The organism is Pseudoalteromonas sp. PPB1 (assembly GCF_015356275.1).
Classification (GTDB): Bacteria; Pseudomonadota; Gammaproteobacteria; order Enterobacterales; family Alteromonadaceae; genus Pseudoalteromonas; species Pseudoalteromonas rubra_D.
Window position 1 is genome coordinate 187094 of the sequence record NZ_JACEQV010000002.1, and the last position, 19505, is coordinate 206598.

Annotated in this window: 17 protein-coding genes; all 17 read right to left on the reverse strand. The window is 48.1% G+C overall.

Annotated features, from left to right (window positions below; translation table 11 throughout):
* Nucleotides 1–12 precede the first annotated feature (12 nt).
* Nucleotides 13–969 carry an acetyl-CoA carboxylase carboxyl transferase subunit alpha gene (accA, locus tag IY568_RS03135; protein ID WP_125564057.1) on the reverse strand — a complete coding sequence of 319 codons (957 nt, stop codon included), beginning with the start codon at nt 967–969 and terminating at the stop codon, nt 13–15.
* A gap of 16 nt (nt 970–985) precedes the next feature.
* Nucleotides 986–4477, reverse strand: a complete 3492-nt coding sequence (gene dnaE / locus IY568_RS03140; protein ID WP_125564059.1) for a DNA polymerase III subunit alpha — start codon at nt 4475–4477, stop codon at nt 986–988.
* Nucleotides 4478–4479: 2 nt separating this feature from the next.
* Nucleotides 4480–5073 (reverse strand): ribonuclease HII, encoded by a 594-nt coding sequence (gene rnhB, locus IY568_RS03145; protein WP_194866771.1) that lies wholly within the window; start codon nt 5071–5073, stop codon nt 4480–4482.
* Entirely contained in the window at nt 5063–6217 is a 1155-nt protein-coding gene (gene lpxB / locus IY568_RS03150; RefSeq protein ID WP_125564061.1) for a lipid-A-disaccharide synthase, read from the reverse strand. The genes rnhB and lpxB overlap by 11 nt, the downstream gene beginning before the upstream one ends.
* A gap of 100 nt (nt 6218–6317) precedes the next feature.
* A complete protein-coding gene (gene lpxA / locus IY568_RS03155) occupies nt 6318–7088 on the reverse strand; it encodes an acyl-ACP--UDP-N-acetylglucosamine O-acyltransferase (protein ID WP_125564063.1) in 771 nt (256 codons plus the stop codon).
* Between the two features lie 2 nt (nt 7089–7090).
* Complete coding sequence (gene fabZ, locus IY568_RS03160; RefSeq protein WP_125564064.1) at nt 7091–7543, reverse strand: 3-hydroxyacyl-ACP dehydratase FabZ; 453 nt, start codon at nt 7541–7543, stop codon at nt 7091–7093.
* 11 nt (nt 7544–7554) lie between these two features.
* Complete coding sequence (gene lpxD / locus IY568_RS03165) at nt 7555–8595, reverse strand: UDP-3-O-(3-hydroxymyristoyl)glucosamine N-acyltransferase (RefSeq protein WP_125564065.1); 1041 nt, start codon at nt 8593–8595, stop codon at nt 7555–7557.
* Nucleotides 8595–9113: an OmpH family outer membrane protein gene (locus IY568_RS03170; protein ID WP_125564067.1), complete on the reverse strand. Its 519-nt coding sequence runs from the start codon at nt 9111–9113 to the stop codon at nt 8595–8597. The genes lpxD and IY568_RS03170 overlap by 1 nt, the downstream gene beginning before the upstream one ends.
* Before the next feature lie 10 nt (nt 9114–9123).
* Nucleotides 9124–11595, reverse strand: a complete 2472-nt coding sequence (bamA, locus tag IY568_RS03175) for an outer membrane protein assembly factor BamA (RefSeq protein WP_125564068.1) — start codon at nt 11593–11595, stop codon at nt 9124–9126.
* A 67-nt stretch (nt 11596–11662) separates the two neighbouring features.
* Nucleotides 11663–13015, reverse strand: a complete 1353-nt coding sequence (gene rseP, locus IY568_RS03180) for a sigma E protease regulator RseP (RefSeq protein ID WP_125564069.1) — start codon at nt 13013–13015, stop codon at nt 11663–11665.
* An 8-nt stretch (nt 13016–13023) separates the two neighbouring features.
* On the reverse strand, nt 13024–14211 hold the full coding sequence (ispC, locus tag IY568_RS03185) for a 1-deoxy-D-xylulose-5-phosphate reductoisomerase (protein WP_194866772.1): 1188 nt from the start codon (nt 14209–14211) through the stop codon (nt 13024–13026).
* On the reverse strand, nt 14208–15074 hold the full coding sequence (locus tag IY568_RS03190) for a phosphatidate cytidylyltransferase (protein ID WP_125564073.1): 867 nt from the start codon (nt 15072–15074) through the stop codon (nt 14208–14210). Before IY568_RS03190 ends, ispC begins: the two co-directional genes overlap by 4 nt.
* Nucleotides 15075–15085: 11 nt before the next feature.
* Nucleotides 15086–15859 (reverse strand): isoprenyl transferase, encoded by a 774-nt coding sequence (locus IY568_RS03195; protein WP_125564074.1) that lies wholly within the window; start codon nt 15857–15859, stop codon nt 15086–15088.
* 77 nt (nt 15860–15936) lie between these two features.
* Nucleotides 15937–16494 carry a ribosome recycling factor gene (frr, locus tag IY568_RS03200; protein ID WP_194866773.1) on the reverse strand — a complete coding sequence of 186 codons (558 nt, stop codon included), beginning with the start codon at nt 16492–16494 and terminating at the stop codon, nt 15937–15939.
* 84 nt (nt 16495–16578) lie between these two features.
* Nucleotides 16579–17319, reverse strand: coding sequence for a UMP kinase (gene pyrH, locus IY568_RS03205; protein ID WP_010385750.1), 741 nt, complete (start codon nt 17317–17319; stop codon nt 16579–16581).
* A gap of 150 nt (nt 17320–17469) precedes the next feature.
* On the reverse strand, nt 17470–18321 hold the full coding sequence (gene tsf, locus IY568_RS03210; protein WP_049866373.1) for a translation elongation factor Ts: 852 nt from the start codon (nt 18319–18321) through the stop codon (nt 17470–17472).
* A 163-nt stretch (nt 18322–18484) separates the two neighbouring features.
* Nucleotides 18485–19213: a 30S ribosomal protein S2 gene (rpsB, locus tag IY568_RS03215; protein WP_049866374.1), complete on the reverse strand. Its 729-nt coding sequence runs from the start codon at nt 19211–19213 to the stop codon at nt 18485–18487.
* Between the last annotated feature and the right edge of the window lie 292 nt (nt 19214–19505).

The following is a 19505-nucleotide window of genomic DNA, read 5'->3' on the forward strand; positions in this document are numbered from 1 at the left end:
TGTCGCTCTGGTTTAGCAGTAACCAAATGACATCAGGCGCTGGTAGCGTTGTTCCAGCATTTCTTCTGTACTGAGCGCTTCAAGCTCACCCAGATCACGCTTCAGCTGTGCTTTAAGGTTTTTCGCCATCGTATCGTAGTTGCGATGTGCGCCGCCCATAGGCTCGTCAATAATGGTATTGATCAGATCCAGCTCTTTTACTCGCGTTGCCGAAACACCCATAGCTTCTGCCGCTAATGGGGCTTTTTCAGCGCTCTTCCACAGAATCGACGCGCAGCCTTCCGGCGAGATAACTGAGTAAGTGCTGTATTGCAGCATGTTAACGCGGTCACCCACACCAATGGCCAGTGCGCCACCTGAACCACCTTCACCAATGACAGTACAAATGGTCGGTACTTTCAGTGCAGCCATCACTTTCAGGTTGCGTGCGATTGCTTCACTCTGACCACGCTCTTCAGCGCCAACGCCCGGGTAAGCGCCCGGCGTGTCGATGAAGGTGATGATTGGCATTTTAAAACGCTCAGCCATTTCCATCAGGCGTAATGCTTTACGATACCCTTCTGGCTTAGGCATACCAAAGTTGCGCTTGATTTTCTCAGCGGTATCACGGCCTTTCTGCTGACCGATGACCATCACTGGCTTATCATCTAGACGTGCTACACCGCCCAGAATGGCCGGATCGTTTGCGAACGTACGGTCACCCGCAAACTCGTCAAATTCAGTGAAAATACGCTCGATATAATCGCGAGTATATGGACGAAGCGGATGACGCGCCAGCTGAGATACCTGCCAGGCACCCAGGTTGTCGAAGATCTTTTTCGTTTGCTCTACGCTTTTTTCCTTGAGGCGGCTGATCTCTTCTTCAAGGCTGAGATCAAGACTGCCAGAGCGGCTTACGTTTTGTAATTCATTGATTTTTGCTTCTAATTCTGCAATCGGAAGCTCAAATTCAAGATAATTGAGGCTCATGCTCTAAACTACCTGTTTAATTAAATTCTAGTTCTATTTCCTGCGCCGCCATCTTGGATAATCGTCTGAGGAGATCATCACTGGGCGTCACACACCATTGCATACCTAATGTCACTTCCGCTATCGCGTCTGGGCGCTGATATTGGATTTTTACCGGACACGTTCCGAATTTGTACGGTTCCAGTACTTTTTTCAGATTATCTATGAAATTCGCGTCTATTTGCACCATATTCAATGTCATTTTTATCGCACTGATCCGCTTTTCGCGGGCCTGAGCTATGGTGCAGACTTCTCTGGCGGTCATTGTAATGCCGCCGGAGAAGTTATCAAAGCTGACCTGTCCGGATATTACCAAGATTTGGTTCATTTGCAGCATATCTTGGTACATTTCAAACTGTTCAGGGAATAAGCGTACATCAATTCGTGCGCTCTTGTCATCTAAAGTTATCAGACCCCAGCGTTTGCCTTTCTTATTGATCAGCACCCTTGCATTGATAACCAGTCCGGCAGCCGTCGATTGCACATCGCGATTCGTCGGCTGTAATTCTACAAGACGACCAGAAGTGTAATTTTTTAACTCTTTTCTGTACTGATTGATCGGGTGACCCGTCAGATACAAGCCTAAAGTGTCTTTTTCACCCTGCAACCATTCATCGTCTGACAGCCCAATGGCTTTGACAAACGCTTGTTCTACTTCGTCGGGTTCAACGGCCAGCAGACCGAACAAATCACTCTGCCCCAGCGATTCAGCCTTGTGATGCTGCTCGGCTGACTTCATAGCATCTTTGAGGCTCGCAAGCAAAGTAGCACGGCCTGGTTGTGTCTTCTCTGGTCCCAGCTGATCCAGCGCGCCTGCGTAGATCAGCTTTTCAATAACCCTGCGGTTGAGGCGTTTCAGGTCAACCCGGGCACAGAAATCAAATAAATCTTTAAACGGACCGCCCTGCTCCCGAGCTTCCAGGATGGCTTCTACCGGGCCTTCACCCACCCCTTTGATGGCACCGATACCGTAAACTATCTCACCCTGACGGTTTACAGCAAACTTGTAGACACCCGCATTGACGTCTGGTGGAAGCAGCGTCAACTTCATGTTTTCGCATTCATCGACCAGGGTCACGATTTTGTCGGTGTTATCCATATCCGCCGACATTACCGCAGCCATAAACTCGGCCGGATAATGGGTCTTCATCCACAGCGTCTGATATGACACCAGTGCATAAGCAGCAGAGTGAGATTTGTTAAAGCCGTAACCTGCGAACTTCTCTACAAGATCGAAGATCTTCATTGCAAGTTCGCCGTCAACTCCATTGTCTTTCGCACCGTCTTCAAAGGTCGTTCGCTGCTTCGCCATTTCCTCGGGCTTTTTCTTACCCATGGCTCGACGCAGCAAGTCCGCGCCACCCAGGCTGTATCCCGCCAGGACCTGGGCAATCTGCATTACCTGTTCCTGATATAGGATGATCCCGTAGGTCGGCTCCAGGATGGGTTGCAGGCTCTCGTGCTGGTATTGCGCATCCGGATATGAAATGTCTTCGCGACCATGCTTACGGTCGATGAAGTTATCTACCATCCCCGATTGCAGCGGGCCCGGACGGAACAAGGCAACCAGTGCGATCATATCTTCGAAGCAGTCCGGCTTCAGGCGACGGATCAGATCTTTCATCCCCCGTGATTCCAGCTGGAATACTGCGGTGGTTTCGGCTCTGAGTAACACTTCAAAACTGGCCGGATCATCCAGTGGGATGGCCGCAATATCGACCGGCTCAATGCCGTCGCGCGCCAGTCGCTCGTTGGTCATGTCCAACGCCCACTGCAAGATAGTTAAGGTACGCAAACCCAGGAAGTCGAATTTAACCAGACCGGCCGTTTCAACGTCGTTTTTATCAAACTGAGTGACCGGGAATTTACCTTCTTCATCACAATACAATGCAGCGAAGTCGGTTATGCTGGTAGGCGAGATAACCACGCCCCCGGCGTGCTTACCGGCGTTACGGGTACAACCTTCGAGAATACGACACTTGTCGATCAGCTCGCGGACTTCCTCATCGCCGTCATACACTTCAGGCAGCCGAGGCTCAACCTCAAACGCTTTGGCCAGTGTCATACCCGGGTCACCAGGCACCAGCTTAGAAATTCGGTCAACAAAACCGTAAGGGTGTCCAAGCACCCGGCCGACATCCCGGATAACCGCCTTAGCCGCCATCGTACCAAAGGTGATGATCTGAGATACCGCCTGACGACCATACAGTTTAGATACGTGGTCGATTACTTCATCCCGTCGGTCCATACAGAAGTCGACGTCGAAGTCGGGCATCGAGACACGTTCAGGGTTAAGGAAACGTTCGAATAGCAGGTCGAATTCAAGTGGGTCCAGATCGGTGATCTTTAACGCATAAGCAACCAAAGAACCCGCACCGGAGCCCCGCCCCGGTCCAACCGGAATATCATTATCCTTACTCCACTGGATGAACTCCATTACGATCAGGAAGTAGCCCGGGAATCCCATCTGGTTGATTACGTCAAGTTCAATTTGCAGACGTTCATCATAAGGGATACGCTTTTCGGCGCGTTCCGCGTCATCCGGGAATAAGAATAACAGTCGCTCTTCCAGACCATCGCGGGATACCTTGACCAGGAAGTCTTCAATCTTTAACTCACCAGTTGGGTAATCAGGCAGAAAGTAGGTCCCAAGCTGCACCGTAACATTACAGCGCTTAGCTATCTCAACGGTATTTTGCAACGCCTCTGGAATATCACTGAATAACTCCTGCATTTGCTCAGGGGTTTTTAGATACTGCTCTTTGGAGAAACGTCTGGGTCGGTTTTTGTCTTCCAGTGTGTAGCCGTCGTGGATGGCCACACGAATTTCGTGTGGTTCAAAATCCTGTTCATGCAGGAACACCACTTCGTTGGTTGCAACGACAGGCAAGCCTCTTTGTGTGGCCAGTGCGACTGCAGCATGCAGATATTCTTCTTCTTGCTCACGGCCGGTACGATGCAGTTCAAGATAATAATGATCGGCGAAATGGGTCTCGTAAAATTCAACAGTATCGGCAACCAGCTGCGGGTTACCCTTGAGCAGGGCTTTACCGACATCGCCATCTTTGGCACCTGAGAGTAAGATCAGGCCTTCTTTGTATTTGGCAAGCCACGCCTTATCAATAACGGGCCGATGAAATACATGCCCGCGTAAATAGGCTTCGGAGATCAGTAAAGTAAGGTTTTTATAGCCTTCATTATTTTTTGCCAGCACCACAATGCGACTCGGCTCATCAGGAAACTGATCGCTCTTCAGCCAAAAATCCGCCCCCACCAGAGGTTTAATACCCGCACCATGCGCAGTACCGTAAAAACGGACCAGGCCGCACAAGTTCATCTGATCGGTAATTGCAAAGGCTGGCATGCCCAGTTCAGCGGCACGCGCCACAATGGGCTTAGTTTTAGCCAGCCCGTCAACCATAGAAAAGTCACTGTGTACTCTTAAATGAACAAACTCAGGTGCTGCCATAACTACTGCTTCTCCGCCAAAATGCGCTGTACAGGTTTAAAGCTGGTTCTGTGATGCGGTGTTGCACCAAACTCACTCAGCGCCGCAAAATGGGCTTTGGTCGGATAACCTTTGTGTACAGCAAAACCATACTGAGGATACTCTTTGTCCAGGTCGAGCATTTCCTGATCGCGCGTTACTTTGGCCAGTATAGACGCAGCGCTGATCTCTGCAACCAGGCTGTCTCCTTTGACCACGGCCTGCGCAGGGACGCTCAGTTCGGGCAAACGGTTGCCGTCGACAAACACAAACTGTGCTTTAACGGCCAGGCCTTCAACAGCACGCGTCATAGCCAACATAGTGGCATGCAGGATATTTAGCTCATCAATTTCACTCACAGTGGCACGTGCAACATGATAGCACAGCGCCTTTTGTTTAATCTCTTCAGCCAGTAGCAGGCGTTTTTTTTCGGTGAGTTTCTTGGAATCTGCCAACCCGGCTATCGGGTTGGCCGGATCTAAAATCACGGCTGCTGTTACCACGTCACCTACCAGAGGGCCACGGCCTACTTCATCTACGCCTGCAATATACTGCACATCAGGACGTTCAATTTGCATTCATTAACTCCACTACTGCCTGCGCAGCCTGCTTACTGGCGTCGCGGCGTATATTCTGGTGAATATCATAAAATCTTTGGATCAGGGCTGAGTTATCGCCTCTCAGCAGAGGTAGCAAGGCGTCCGTGAGTGCATCTGGATTACAATCCTGTTGTAAAAACTCTTCAACCAGCGCTTCATCCGCCAACAAGTTTGGCAAAGAAAAGTGCTTAATATTGAAAGTAAAAAAGGTATTGAAAATCCAATAGCTCATTGGCTTGAGCTTATAACCAACGACCATTGGCTTTTTGTATAGCATGGCTTCGAGTGTCGCTGTACCAGACGCCAGTAATACCGCGGTGGCCGCTGTCATCGCTAAAGAAGACTGACCATCCAGTAGAATGGTTCTCAGCTCGGGGGCCACCTGCGCTTTGATTGCCTGAAACTGTGCCTTGCGCTTTTCGTTCACCAGGGGCACAAGAATTTTCAGGTTGGGGATTTTGTCAGCCAGTGCTTTGGCTGTGAGCAAGTAGGTTTCGCTCAACTGGCTTACTTCAGAGCCACGGCTACCCGGTAACAGAGCCAGCACCGTATCAGAGTCCTTTAACCCCAGCTGCGCACGCGCGGCTGTGACATCCACATCCAGCGGGATCTCATCTGCCAGTGTATGCCCGACAAAGGTGCACGGCACTTCATGCTTGTCGTAGAAAGCTTTTTCGAATGGTAAAAGAGACAACACCAGGTTGGTCGCTTCTGCGATTTTAAAAATTCGCTTTTGCCGCCATGCCCACACTGAGGGGCTAACGTACTGAACCGTTTTAATCCCGGCTGCTTTGAGTGGTTTTTCTACGCGCAGGTTAAAGTCGGGTGCATCGATACCAATATAAATATCTGGCTTTTGGGCAATGAAGTGTTCGACCAGTTGTTTACGTATTTTCAGTAATCGTGGCAAACGCCCCAGGACTTCCACCAGGCCCATCACGGCCAGCTCTTCCATATCGAACAAAGTTTCGCACCCGGCATCAAGCATTTTTGGACCGGCTATCCCGATAAACCGAGCATTAGGATAATGTTCACGCAGTGCATGGATCAAACCCGCACCTAAGATGTCACCAGACAGCTCGCCGGCAACAATCCCTATCGTAATTTCTTTTTCGTTGGCCATGTGATTCTTTTAGAATAAAAAAACGCCATACAGGCTGTATGGCGTTAGTATATCAGATACAGATATGCGATGTAGAAAGGTTATCGACCGTTATATAAATTTAACGTACCAATCCTCTTTCAGAAGTCGCAATAAAATCGATCATTTGCTGTACCCCAGCAAATTTTGCCGCATCTTCGCGCATGGCTTCCAGTGCTTCGTCCAGCTTCAGGCCTTTGCGGAACAAGGTCTTGTATGCACGACGAATGGCCATAATCTCATCTGACTCATAACCACGGCGTTTTAACCCTTCTGTGTTAATCGCCGCAGGTCTTGCCGGTGTGCCGGTCGTCGTCACAAATGGAGGGACATCCTGATTCACACCGCTATACATGCCAACAAAGGCATGCGCACCAATTTTACAGAACTGATGCACACCTGAATTGCCCGCCAAAATCACAAAGTCACCGATGTGAACGTGCCCTGCAACGCTTGCGTTGTTGGCAAAAATCACGTTGTTGCCAATGATGGCATCGTGTGCGACATGGGTGTATGCCATAAACAGGTTGTTGCTGCCTATCTCAGTAATCCCTTTATCCTGAATAGTTCCACGGTGGATAGTGGCACACTCTCGGATAATATTGTTGTCACCAATCACGAGTTTGGTTGGTTCATCCTTGTACTTTTTATCTTGGCAGGCTTCGCCCACTGATGCGAACTGAAAAATATGGTTACCAGAACCAATCACGCTAGGTCCTTTTATTACCACGTGAGATTCAATTTTACAGTTGTCTCCGATAACAACATCATTACCGATATAGCTATAAGGTCCAACCGATACGTTTTCGCCCAGCTGAGCACCTGACTCAATAATTGCAGTAGGATGGATCACGCTTAAAACTCTCTTCTTGCACACATTAATTCAGCGCTACAGACGACTTTATCGTCAACTTTTGCAACACCAGAAAATTTCCAGATATTACGACGCTCTTTAACAAATTCAACGTGTAAATGCATGGTGTCACCAGGCACAACAGGCTGCTTGAAGCGCGCATTATCAATCGCTGCAAACAAGTATAGTTCATTATCACCGCGATTCTCGACGGTCTTGAAGCCCAACAGGCCTGTTGCCTGAGCCAGCGCTTCTAAAATCATCACACCTGGGAAAATAGGTTGATCGGGAAAGTGGCCTGTAAAAATAGGCTCGTTCGCAGTTACATTCTTAACTGCATGTAAGTATTCGCCAGGCTTATGATCAATGACCTTGTCTACCAGCAGCATCGGGTAACGGTGCGGCAGTAGCTTTAGGATTTCTTGAATATCGAAGCTATTTAATTCGTTGGCCAAAATAACATCCTTTAGTTATCAGTATGTTTAAGCTGTTCTGTGAGGCTTTCCAGCGCTTTTAGTCGCGCTTTAAAATCCGAAAGGTTTCGTAGGTGAGCAATGTTCTTACGCCACTCTTTATTAGTGGTGTGTGGCATACCTGATGAGTAAATCCCCGGCTCGGAGATCCCTTTTGTCACCATGCTCATCCCCGTAATGACGACTCCGTCACACACCTCGTTGTGTCCATTGACAGCCACCATACCGCCAATCTGGCAATACTTGCCGATTTTAACGCTGCCGGCCATAACGCTACAGCCCGCAATCGCTGTGCCGTAGCCAATTTCAACATTGTGTGCGATCTGAATTTGGTTATCCAAAATCACATTATCATGGATCACCGTGTCGTCTAACGCACCACGGTCTATCGTCGTGCTCGCCCCGACTTCTACGCGGTTACCGATAATGACGCTGCCAAGCTGAGGAATTTTAACCCATTCTCCACCTTCGTTGGCATAACCAAAGCCATCACTGCCGATCACAGCACCTGACTGAAATAAACAGGATTCACCAATCACGACCTCATGATAAATCGTGACATTTGCCCAAAGTTTTGTTTTTGCGCCGATGCGCGTGTGTTTACCAACAAAACAACCTGGGCCAATCTGTACATCATCACCCAGCTCAACGCCCGCTTCTATCACAGCATTGGCACCGATACTGACATTGTTGCCAAGCTTCACAGACTCATGCACTGACGCGCGCTCGTGGATCGCCTGAGCTGAATCGGGTGTGGTATCCATGTATTGCGCAAGTTTAGCGTACGCAACATAAGGGTTGTCACAGACTAGCTTATTGCCAGAGAAGTGTTCAGCCTCAGAAGGTGCCAGGATCACGGCACCCGCTTGCGTTGACGCAAGTTGGCTGCGGTACTTTTTATTTGCCAGGAACGCGATGTCCTGACCACCCGCACTAAGCAAGGTGGCAATTTTCCCAATTGGCTGAGCCGGATCGCCTTGCAATTCGGCGCCCACAGCTTCAGCCAACTGCGACAAAGTGTAGTGTTTGGTCATTACTTTTTACTGACTACTTCAACAATTTTATCCGACAGGTCAGAAACTTTATCAGGGTTGAAGTAAATTGTCGTATCTTTTACGCGAACTTCGTCGTATTTTCCTTTTTTGGCAACTTCTTCAATGGCATCAACGATCAGTTTCTGTACTTTTGCCAGTTCCTGATTTTGACGTACTTTGATTTCCTGCTCTAGAGGACGACCCTTTGTAGCCAGTTCTTGCTGCATGCCCTGAATTTTCTCACGCAATGCAACTTGCTGATCTTCACTCATTGTCGCGCTTTCACGCTTGAACTTTTCAGCTTCGAAACGGATGTCACCTTGTAGTTTTTCTAATTCTTGACGACGCTCTGCAAATTCAGCTTGTAAAGTCTGCTCAATTTTTGCCATTTGTGGCAATTTTGAGTAGATGTTTTGCATGTCGACCAGGCCAACTTTGTGTGCAAACGCAGACGCAGAAGCCCCCATCATGAGTGTAGCCATCAGCGCCATGGCCGAAGTTTTAAAAAGGTTTTTCACAATTAGCTCCTTAGAACGTATTACTTATGTTAAAGCTGATGAAGTCAGTTTCATCATCTTCTTCTTTTTTCAGTGGGTAGGCAAAACTGATCAGCATTGGTCCCATTGGCGAGATCCACTGTACAGATAGGCCTGTAGATACCCTGAACCGACTTGGATCAGAGTAATCTGATAGTGTTTTATATACATCCGGCGACAAGTTCGTATAACGATCAGCATCGAACTCCGTGTCCCAGACGTTCGCAGCGTCAATGAAGAAGCTGGTACGCACTGAGCTGGTGTTTTCCTCTTCCAGGAAAGGCGTCGGTACAATCATCTCAATGCCTGCAAGGGCTTTTGCGTTACCACCGATACGGCCACCTTGGATCAGGTTGTCAAACTGCGGATCGCCGCCAATCGAACCTGGTACTGTGCCATCCGGCAGTGGCGTGCCACCAATTGAGGAAGGTGAACGCTGCAACGCACGTGGCAGGATCGTATTACGATCAAAGCCGCGTAGCTCCATTTCTGTGATGCGATAAAATTCCTGGAACGGCAAGGTTTGCTCAAAGCCATTGACTTCACCGTAACCATTACCATAAGCAAGGCCGGCACGCGCCGAGAACACCCAACGATGGTCATTACTGATTGGCCAGTAAAAACGCGAGTCATAATTCAGCTTGAAGAAATTCAGATCTGAGTTAGGTGTCGTGACTCTGAAAGTGGCACTTTGACGTGAACCGTCTGTCGGGAACATACCGCGGTTAACAGTGATCCGTGACCAGCCAACGCTCAACTCATATTTAGTAAAGTCAAAACCAGCATCCGGGTTTTCCGGATCGGTAAACGCCAATCGCATCACCCGAGATTGTTCATAATCCGGGATACGATCCAGCTCTTCTTCAATCCAGCGTACACCAAAGTTGATTCGGTTAACGGCATCAATTGGAAAACCAAAATTAGTACCAATACCATAGTTGGTCTGGTCATAATCAATCAGGCCCAGCTTACTACCATCAAAGTCGCTGTAGAAAATGCTGCTACCTTGTGACACACCGTCTGGCGTAAAGTATGGGTTTGTGTAAGAAACGGTATAACGCTTCGACCCTCGGCCTGTATTTATATTAAAGGCAAGCTGGTTACCAGTTCCCAGGAAGTTAGACTCACTCACACCCACGTTAAACTGCAAGCCACCATATGAGCCATAAGCCACACCGGCCTGGAAGCTACCTGCTGGCTGCTCTTTAACTTTAAAATCAACATCGACCTGATCGTCAACACCCGGAATTGGCTTGACTTCAAAGTCAACGCTTTCCATATACGGCAGACGCTGGATCTGTAACTTAGAACGTTCAAGGCTTTGGTTAGATAGCCAGGCGCCTTCAAGCTGCGTCATTTCACGACGAACAACGTGGTCAGCAGTAACCTGGTTGCCATTGACTGCAATACGGCGTACGTAAACACGCTTGCCAGGGTCAACTGCCAGGGTCAGCTTCACTTCTTTGCTTTCGTCATCAATGTCAGGCACGGTACGTACCTCAGCATTGGCATAGCCAAAGCGTGCCAGATAACTCTTGATAAATTCTTCGGTGGCAGTGACGATTGAGCCGTTATACAGCTCACCACTTCTTAACGGTACAACACTGCGGATCAATTCTTCACGACCCAGCAAGTCCCCGATAAACTCAAAGTCTTTTACCATGTACTGCTCACCCTCGGTGAGGTTTGCCGTCACATAGACTGACTCACGCTCTGGGCTCACGGAAACCTGGGTAGAGTCAATGTTGAAACGCAGGTAACCACGATCCAGATAGTAACTGCGGATCTTTTCCAAGTCGCCTTCAATGGTTTGCTTCTGATAGCGGTCACTAGAGAGGAATTTCCACCAAGGTAAATCCTGCTGCGATTCAACCAATTTCAACAGCTCTTCATCTGAGAAAAGTTCGTTACCAACCAGGTTGATCTGCCTGACCGACGCCGCGTCACCTTCATTAAAGTCCAGCTTCAGTCTTACCCGGTTACGTGGCAGCTCAACAATGGTCATCTCAATCTTAGCGTTGTACTTACCGATACTGTGGAAGAATTCGATAAGGCCTTTCTCTACGCTATCAATAACCGTTCTGTCTAAAGTTTCACCGGCACGGATATTTTGCTGATCTAAGCTTTCCTGAAGCTGCTCATCTTTGATGTCTTTGTTGCCATCAAATTCAATCGAAGCAATCGTCGGACGTTCTTTAACTTTGAAAATAACCTGATTGCCATCTCTATATGCAGCAATATCATCAAAATGGCCAGATGCAAACAGCGCCTTAATCGTCTTGGACACTGTATAGTCATCAACTTGATCACCCACGTTGATAGGAATGTGTGTTAACGCAGCGCCCAGCGCAACGCGCTGCAGGCCTTCAACTTTCAAATCTTCTACGATAAAGGAGTTTTGCCCCAGAGCAGCAAAGCTCGCGCCCAGTAAACTCGTTACAGCTAAATGTTTTTTTATAGGCATTTTATTATCTTTATCCTTTACAGCTTACGGCGAACAGTGCGCCTCAATTGCTATCGCACCTTGCGGCCTAAAGCCTCGATACATCGTTAAGTAGTGCAAAACAAGTTAGCGCCAGGAGCACAACTGCACCCACCTTATAGCCTAACTCTTGTGTCTTTTCAGAGACCGGTTTTTTGCGAATAAGTTCAATAAAGTAATACATTAAGTGCCCGCCATCTAAGACCGGCAGGGGTAAAAGGTTGAAAACCCCTAGGTTGACGCTAATTAAAGCCAAAAAGCCTAAAAATGCGACAAACCCATAACTCACACTATTTCCGGCCCCTACAGCAATGCCAACCGGCCCACTGAGATTTTTAACCGATACCTGACCGGTCAACAAATTACCAATCATCTCAAAACTGAGCGCAGTTAAGTCGTAGGTCTTTTTAACGCCCAGCACGATACTATCGAATACCCCGTATTGTCTAGTTTCAATATACCCTTTCGGCCAGGGTTCAAGCACTGGTACTACGCCCAAATAGCCAATAAGTACCCCCTGGTTGTCTTCACGGCCCTGTGGCGTAGGGTAAAGATCAACCTCAACACCTGCTCTTTGCACGACCAGATGACTGCGTTGTTGCGCTGAGGTTTGTACTAGCTGAACAAATTGTTCCCATGAGTCGAGCGTTTCATTGTTATAACGCAGCAGTTTATCACCCACCGCTAAACCGCCTTGCTCGGCAGCAGAGCCTGACGCTATTTGCGCAATTTCTAGTTTCAGATTAGGGCGGTACGGTTGGATACCCACAGACGTCAAAGGTGGCACATCTTGCTCATCCAGTCGCCACTCACGAGTATCTAGCTGACGCAAAGCGAGCTGACCCTGACTGTCCTGAACTTTGAGGATAACTTGCGATTCGCCCAGTCCCCCCATCAACGCAAAGGTGACTTCCTGCCAGGACTGAACAACCTCGTCGTCGACACTGATAATACGGTCGCCCGGCTGCACCTGAGCCTGAGCCGCAATACTGCTGTCGGTCACATTTCCAACAATAGGCTTGGCATTCTGAACGCCAACCATATACATAAGTGCGAGAGCAAAAATAGCGAAAAGAAAGTTCGCAAGGGGTCCGGCGGCTGAAATGGCAATTCTGGAAAGTACGGGTTTGTTGTTAAATGACAGATGTTGTTCTGAAACAGGCACCTCATCCACACGCTCATCCAACATACGAACGTACCCACCCAAAGGAATGGCGGCAATGACATATTCAGTACCGAGCTTGTCATACCAACGGACCAGAGGTTTACCAAAACCAATTGAGAACCGGAGTACTTTCACACCAGCTTTTCTGGCAACCCAAAAGTGGCCATATTCATGTACAGCCACCAAGATCCCCAGTGCGACAATGAAAGAACCCAGGTTCCAGAAAAATTCCAACATAGTGACTCCTACTTACTGATCAGTTCCCTGGCAAGTCTGCGGGCTTGCGCATCCTGTGCCATTATCGCGTCCACAGAGTGTAAAGGTTCGAGGTGGCAACGTTCAAGCACTTCAGCATTTATGCGATAAATATCACAAAAGCCAATTTGCTCATTCAAAAAGGCCGCAACGGCAATTTCGTTCGCCGCATTCAGTGTCGTTGTAGCTGACTGGCCGCTACGACACGCATCGATTGCCAGTTTTAAGTTGGGATAGCGATTGAAATCAGGTTTGGTAAAGGTGAAATCGACAATATCCGCAAAATCGAGTGGCTTAACGCCCGCTTCTATCCGTTCTGGGTAAGCAAGACCATAAGCAATGGGAGTTCGCATATCTGGTTGGCCCATTTGCGCAATCACAGAGCCGTCTATGTATTGCACCATGGAATGGATCATACTCTGTGGATGGATAACCACTTCAATGTCATCAGCCTGGCAATGAAACAGCCATTTTGCTTCGACGAACTCCAGCCCTTTGTTCATCATGGTCGCGGAGTCTACAGAGATCTTCTGTCCCATTGACCAGTTAGGGTGTGCGACGGCCTCAGCAACGGTTACATCGGCCAGCGTATCAATGGCGCGTGTCAGGAATGGTCCGCCGGAGCCTGTCAGGAGAATTTTGCGGATCCCTTGAGTATCAAGTGCCGTGCTGTCGCCCTTTTGTAAGGCACCAGGTAAGCACTGAAAGATGGCATTGTGTTCACTGTCAATGGGCAGCAAAGTTGCACCATGGCGCTTTACTTTGTCCATAAACAACTGCCCGGACATGACCAGAGATTCTTTATTGGCCAGCAGGACTTTCTTGCCCTGCTCTACCGCCGCCAGTGTTGGCAATAACCCCGCCGCACCGACAATGGCCGACATCACAATGTCTACGTCAGTATGAGCGGCGATGTCACACATGGCCTGAGTGCCACTAAGCACTTCAGTCTGTTGGCTGTTAAGTGCCTCCCTTACCTCTGTGGCTGCGTCTTTAGCTCCCATCACGACATAGCGAGGCTGATGCTTCAACGCCTGCTCAATAACCAGCTGTGCATTACGTCCGGCAACCAGCGCAAAAACCTGATACTGTGTGCTATTTCGCTCGACAACATCCAGCGTTGATGTGCCAATAGAGCCAGTTGACCCTAAAATAACCAGGTTTTGCTTATCACTCATAGTGTCACCGTCCAGGCGTAAAGCAAGGCAAAAATCGGCGCAGCCGCAGTTAAACTATCGATACGGTCAAGAATACCGCCGTGTCCCGGCAGACATTTACCTGAGTCCTTTAACCCGGCTTCACGTTTAAACATGCTCTCCAGCAAATCACCGACAGCGGAAAACAACGCAATCACAACGGTTAATCCGGCATACAATAGCCACTGATGTTGCGCTACGTCACTGCAGTAGCAGAAAATGACCACAAACACGACAGACGTCAGTAAGCCACCGATCAAGCCTTCGATGGTTTTATTGGGGCTGACATTCGGCATTAACTTGTGTTTGCCAAAATTCTTACCGGCAAAGTAAGCACCTATGTCTGCGCTCCACACGATGCCCAGCACCACCATGATTAACACTGAGCCGTATTGCTCTGCCTGATGATACTCAGCGCTGCGCAGCACATTCAGTGCCAGCCAAAGTGGAATTAAGGTCAAAAAGCCGGCAATGGTACGCATGATCATGCCTTCATTCCAGGCTTTGGCCATACGCGGGTAATTCATAACCAGAACGGTTGCAACCAGCCACCAGGCAGCGGCAAGGGTAAAGACGTAGTTTGCATCAGCGACCAGACGTCCCTGATGCCAAAGCTCTGTGATCGGCCAGTGGGTATGAAGGCCCGCCAGAACTGCTGCCATCATGACAACATAAATGCCTTTGTGCAGGCGATTTGTGAGGCCAATAAAGGCAGCCCATTCCCAGGCACCCATCAGGATAATGGCGCCGGCAATCACACTAAATAAATTCAGCGGTGTAAAAAATACCAATAGTAAAGCCAGTGGCGCCAGCACCACCGACGTCATAACACGTTGTTTTAACAAATTTTATACCTTTAACTTGTTGTTTTGCTCTCGGCGAGTAATTGTTTTATTTGTTCGCCGGTACAACCGAAACGTCGTTCTCTCGAAACGTAACAGGCAAGCGCTTCTGAAAACGCTTCTTCATTAAAGTCTGGCCATAATGTTTCGGTAAAGTAGAGCTCAGCATACGCTGCCTGCCACAGTAAGAAATTACTGATGCGGTAATCTCCACCGGTGCGGATCAATAGATCAAGCGGGCTTTGGTCCGCCATCGTCAACTGTGACGAAATCGCCTCTTCTGTAATGTCGCTCGCCTGGATGGCGCCTTCAGCGACCTGCTCAGCCAAGGCTTGAGCCGCCTGCATAATATCCCAGCGACCGCCATAGTTGGCCGCAATGTTCAACTTTAATCCTGAGTTATGCTCGGTCAATTGTTCTGCATCGACCACTTTTTGCTGCAACCCGGCTGGGAAGCGCGAGATATCTCCGATGATTGACAGCTTCACATTGTTCTTATGGAGCTTCTTAACTTCTTTACTCAATACAAACAGGAATAATTCCATCAAAGTGCTGACTTCGTCCTCAGGACGGCGCCAGTTTTCACTACTGAAAGCGAACAACGTCAATGACTCTATCCCTAGCTTAGAGCAAAACTGCACAGCATTGCGAACTGAATCTACCCCTTTTTTATGTCCATATGCACGGGGACGCTTACGCGCCTGAGCCCAGCGGCCATTTCCATCCATAATGATAGCGACATGTTTGGGCAGAGATTGCTGTGAAATTGCGTCAGCGGTTAAAATCATAATGCCTATTTAAGTAAAAAAAAACGCCGTCTAGTATACCTTAGACGGCGCTGCAAACCTAATAAATTTGTGGTTGCTTAGATTTCCATCAGCTCTGCTTCTTTAGCGCTCAGCTGAGTGTCCATCTCTTTGATAAACTTATCAGTTAGCTTCTGGATCTCGTCTTCTGCCTGACGTGCTTCGTCCTCAGAAATATCTTTATCCTTCAGCAGTGATTTCACGTCACCGTTGGCATCACGACGAATGTTACGCACTGCAACACGGCCGCCTTCAACTTCGCCACGTACGATTTTGATCAGGTCCTTACGACGCTCTTCTGTCAGCGGAGGAAGTGGTACACGGATAACCGTACCCGCAGACATTGGGTTAAGACCCAAATCAGACGCCATGATCGCTTTTTCTACCGCTTGTGCCAAAGACTTGTCAAATACGCTGATAGCCAGTGTACGTGAATCTTCTACCGTCACGTTAGCAACCTGGTTAAGCGGCGTGTCAGCACCGTAGTAAGACACAGAAATGCCATCAAGCAATGCCGGGTGTGCACGGCCAGTACGGATTTTAGATAGCTGGCTTGCCAGCGCAGCTACGCTTTTTGTCATGCGCTCTTGCGCATCTTTTTTAATATCATCAATCACAGTGCTATCCTATTCTTTACTGTATTAATCGGACTCAGCTTGCAGGTTAAGTTGCTGGTGTAGCCAGCCAATGCGCCAGAGCGCTTACTCTGCAGCTGGTTGTGTACTGATTAACGTACCTTCTTCTTCACCCATGATAACCCGCTTTAGTGCGCCAGGCTTGTTCATGTTGAATACGCTCAAAGGCATGTTGTGGTCACGGGCCAGCGTGAATGCCGCAAGGTCCATAACCTTTAATTCTCTTTCAATCACTTCATTGTACGTCAGGTGACGGTGTAATTCTGCATCCGGGTTTTTCACTGGGTCATCACTGAATACGCCGTCTACTTTGGTCGCTTTGATAACCGTGTCTGCTTCAATTTCAATACCGCGCAAACAGGCGGCTGAATCAGTTGTGAAGAACGGGTTACCGGTACCCGCAGAGAAGATAACCACGCGACCTGATTTCAGCAAGCTGATTGCTTCTGCCCAGTTATACGCATCACAAACACCATTTAGAGGAATGGCAGACATCAGGCGTGCATTCACAAACGCTCTGTGCAGCGCATCGCGCATTGCCAGGCCGTTCATCACAGTTGCCAGCATTCCCATGTGATCGCCCACTACGCGATTCATGCCCGCTTCGGCTAACGAGCCGCCACGTAAGAAGTTACCGCCGCCGATAACCAAACCCACTTCTACGTCGAGTTCTACAAGTTCTTTTATTTCTTGGGCCATACGATCCAATACTTTAGGATCGATTCCAAAGCCTTCATCTCCCATCAAAGCTTCGCCGCTAAGTTTAAGAAGAACGCGTCTAAAAACAGGTTTTCGATTGATAGTCATAATTTCCGGGCCAAATTAAAAGTGAGATACAAAATAACCGCGCTTATGAAAGACATAAATGCGCGGTTATTTTAGAGAATTTTGTGCAGTGACGCAAAAGCAAATCTCATCTCGAGGGGGCTTTTGCATCACTTAATCACCTAAGCGTGATTATTCGCCTTTAGCAGCCGCGATTTGAGCAGCAACTTCAGCAGCGAAGTCTTCTTCTTTCTTCTCGATACCTTCACCTACTTCAAGGCGAATGAATGAAGAAACAGAAGCACCTTTTTCTTTCAGGTACTCACCAACAGACTTCTTAGGCTCCATGATGAAAGCCTGACCAGTAAGAGAGATCTCACCAGTGAACTTCTTCATGCGGCCAACAACCATTTTCTCAGCGATTTCAGCAGGCTTGCCTTCGTTCATAGCGATTTCAACCTGAACCGCTTTTTCTTTCTCTACAACCTCAGCAGGTACATCTTCTGGGTTTAGGTAGTCAGGCTTAGAAGCAGCAACGTGCATTGCAACGTGCTTCAGCGTTTCTTCGTCAGCTTCACCAGTTACAACAACACCGATACGGTCGCCGTGACGGTAAGCAGAGATGTTTGCACCATCGATGTACTCAACGCGACGTACGTTGATGTTTTCACCGATTTTAGCAACTAGTGCAACACGAGTTTCTTCGAACTTAGCTTTCAAAGTTTCGATGTCTGTTTTCGCTTCAGCAGCAGCGTCAAGAACAGTGTTTGCAAAACCCAGGAAGTTTTCGTCTTTAGCAACGAAGTCAGTTTGACAGTTAACTTCAAGAAGTGCAGCGAAACCTTCACCTTGCTTGATAAGGATTGTACCTTCAGCAGCAATGTTACCAGCTTTTTTAGCCGCTTTAGCAGCACCGCTCTTACGCATGTTTTCGATAGCTAGATCGATGTCACCGTTAGTTTCAGTTAGTGCTTTTTTACAATCCATCATGCCAGCGCCAGTGCGCTCGCGAAGTTCTTTAACTAGGGCAGCAGTTACAGCCATTAGAATATCCTCAATTCTGAATTCGGTTTTTTGATAAGCGAATTACCGCTTGTAAAGAATATCAAGTCTTCAGAAAAATAAGATGAAGACTTGATGACAGCTTAGTGCGTTGCGACCGGCCACCCGCAAACTAGGCGTTGCCAGTGGCGCGGTATGCAATCAATTACTCAGCTTCTACGAAGTCGTCGCTTTCAGCTTGAGCAACGATGTTGCTTTCACGACCTTCAGTGATAGCAGTCGCTACAGCACCAGTGTAAAGCTGGATAGCGCGGATCGCGTCATCGTTACCTGGGATGATGAAGTCAACGCCGTCTGGGTTAGAGTTAGTATCAACAACAGATACTACTGGAATGCCCAGGTTGTTTGCTTCACGGATAGCGATGTGCTCGTGGTCAGCATCGATGATGAAGATAGCGTCTGGAAGACCGCCCATATCTTTGATACCACCAAGGCTCTTCTCAAGCTTTTCCATTTCGCGAGTTTTCATCAAAGCTTCTTTTTTAGTCAGCTTCTCGAAAGTACCGTCTTGGCTTTGAGTCTCAAGGTCTTTAAGACGCTTGATTGATTGACGAACTGTTTTCCAGTTAGTCAACATACCACCCAACCAACGGTGATTTACGTAGAACTGCTCGCTTTGAATAGCTGCTTCTTTAACTGCTTCGCTTGCAGCGCGCTTAGTACCAACGAAAAGGATTTTACCTTTGTTAGATGCAACGTTCGAAAGGAACTTAAGTGCATCGTTGAACATAGGAACTGTCTTTTCAAGGTTGATGATATGAACACGGTTACGAGCGCCGAAGATGAAAGGCTTCATCTTAGGGTTCCAGTAACGAGCCTGGTGACCAAAGTGAACACCAGCTTGAAGCATATCGCGCATTGAAACGTTTGCCATTTGTATTTTCCTCTAAATTAAGTAGGGTTAGGCCTCCACATATCCCATAACACCAACAAGTTCGGTAATCCGGTAACCCGGTTATTTGCCCCTCGCCTGCACCCAAGTGTATGTGTCGATATGTGTGTGTGTTAAAATTAAATTTCGTGTTGTCTTCGTTACAAAAAACCGTCTTGCATCATTCAGTGGTCAATTGGACCACCAGAAAGGCGAAAAGATTTATTTGTAAAAAGACGGCGCGCTTTATACCATATAAAAGAAATTAACTCAACGTTTGGGCTAAAAATCGTTC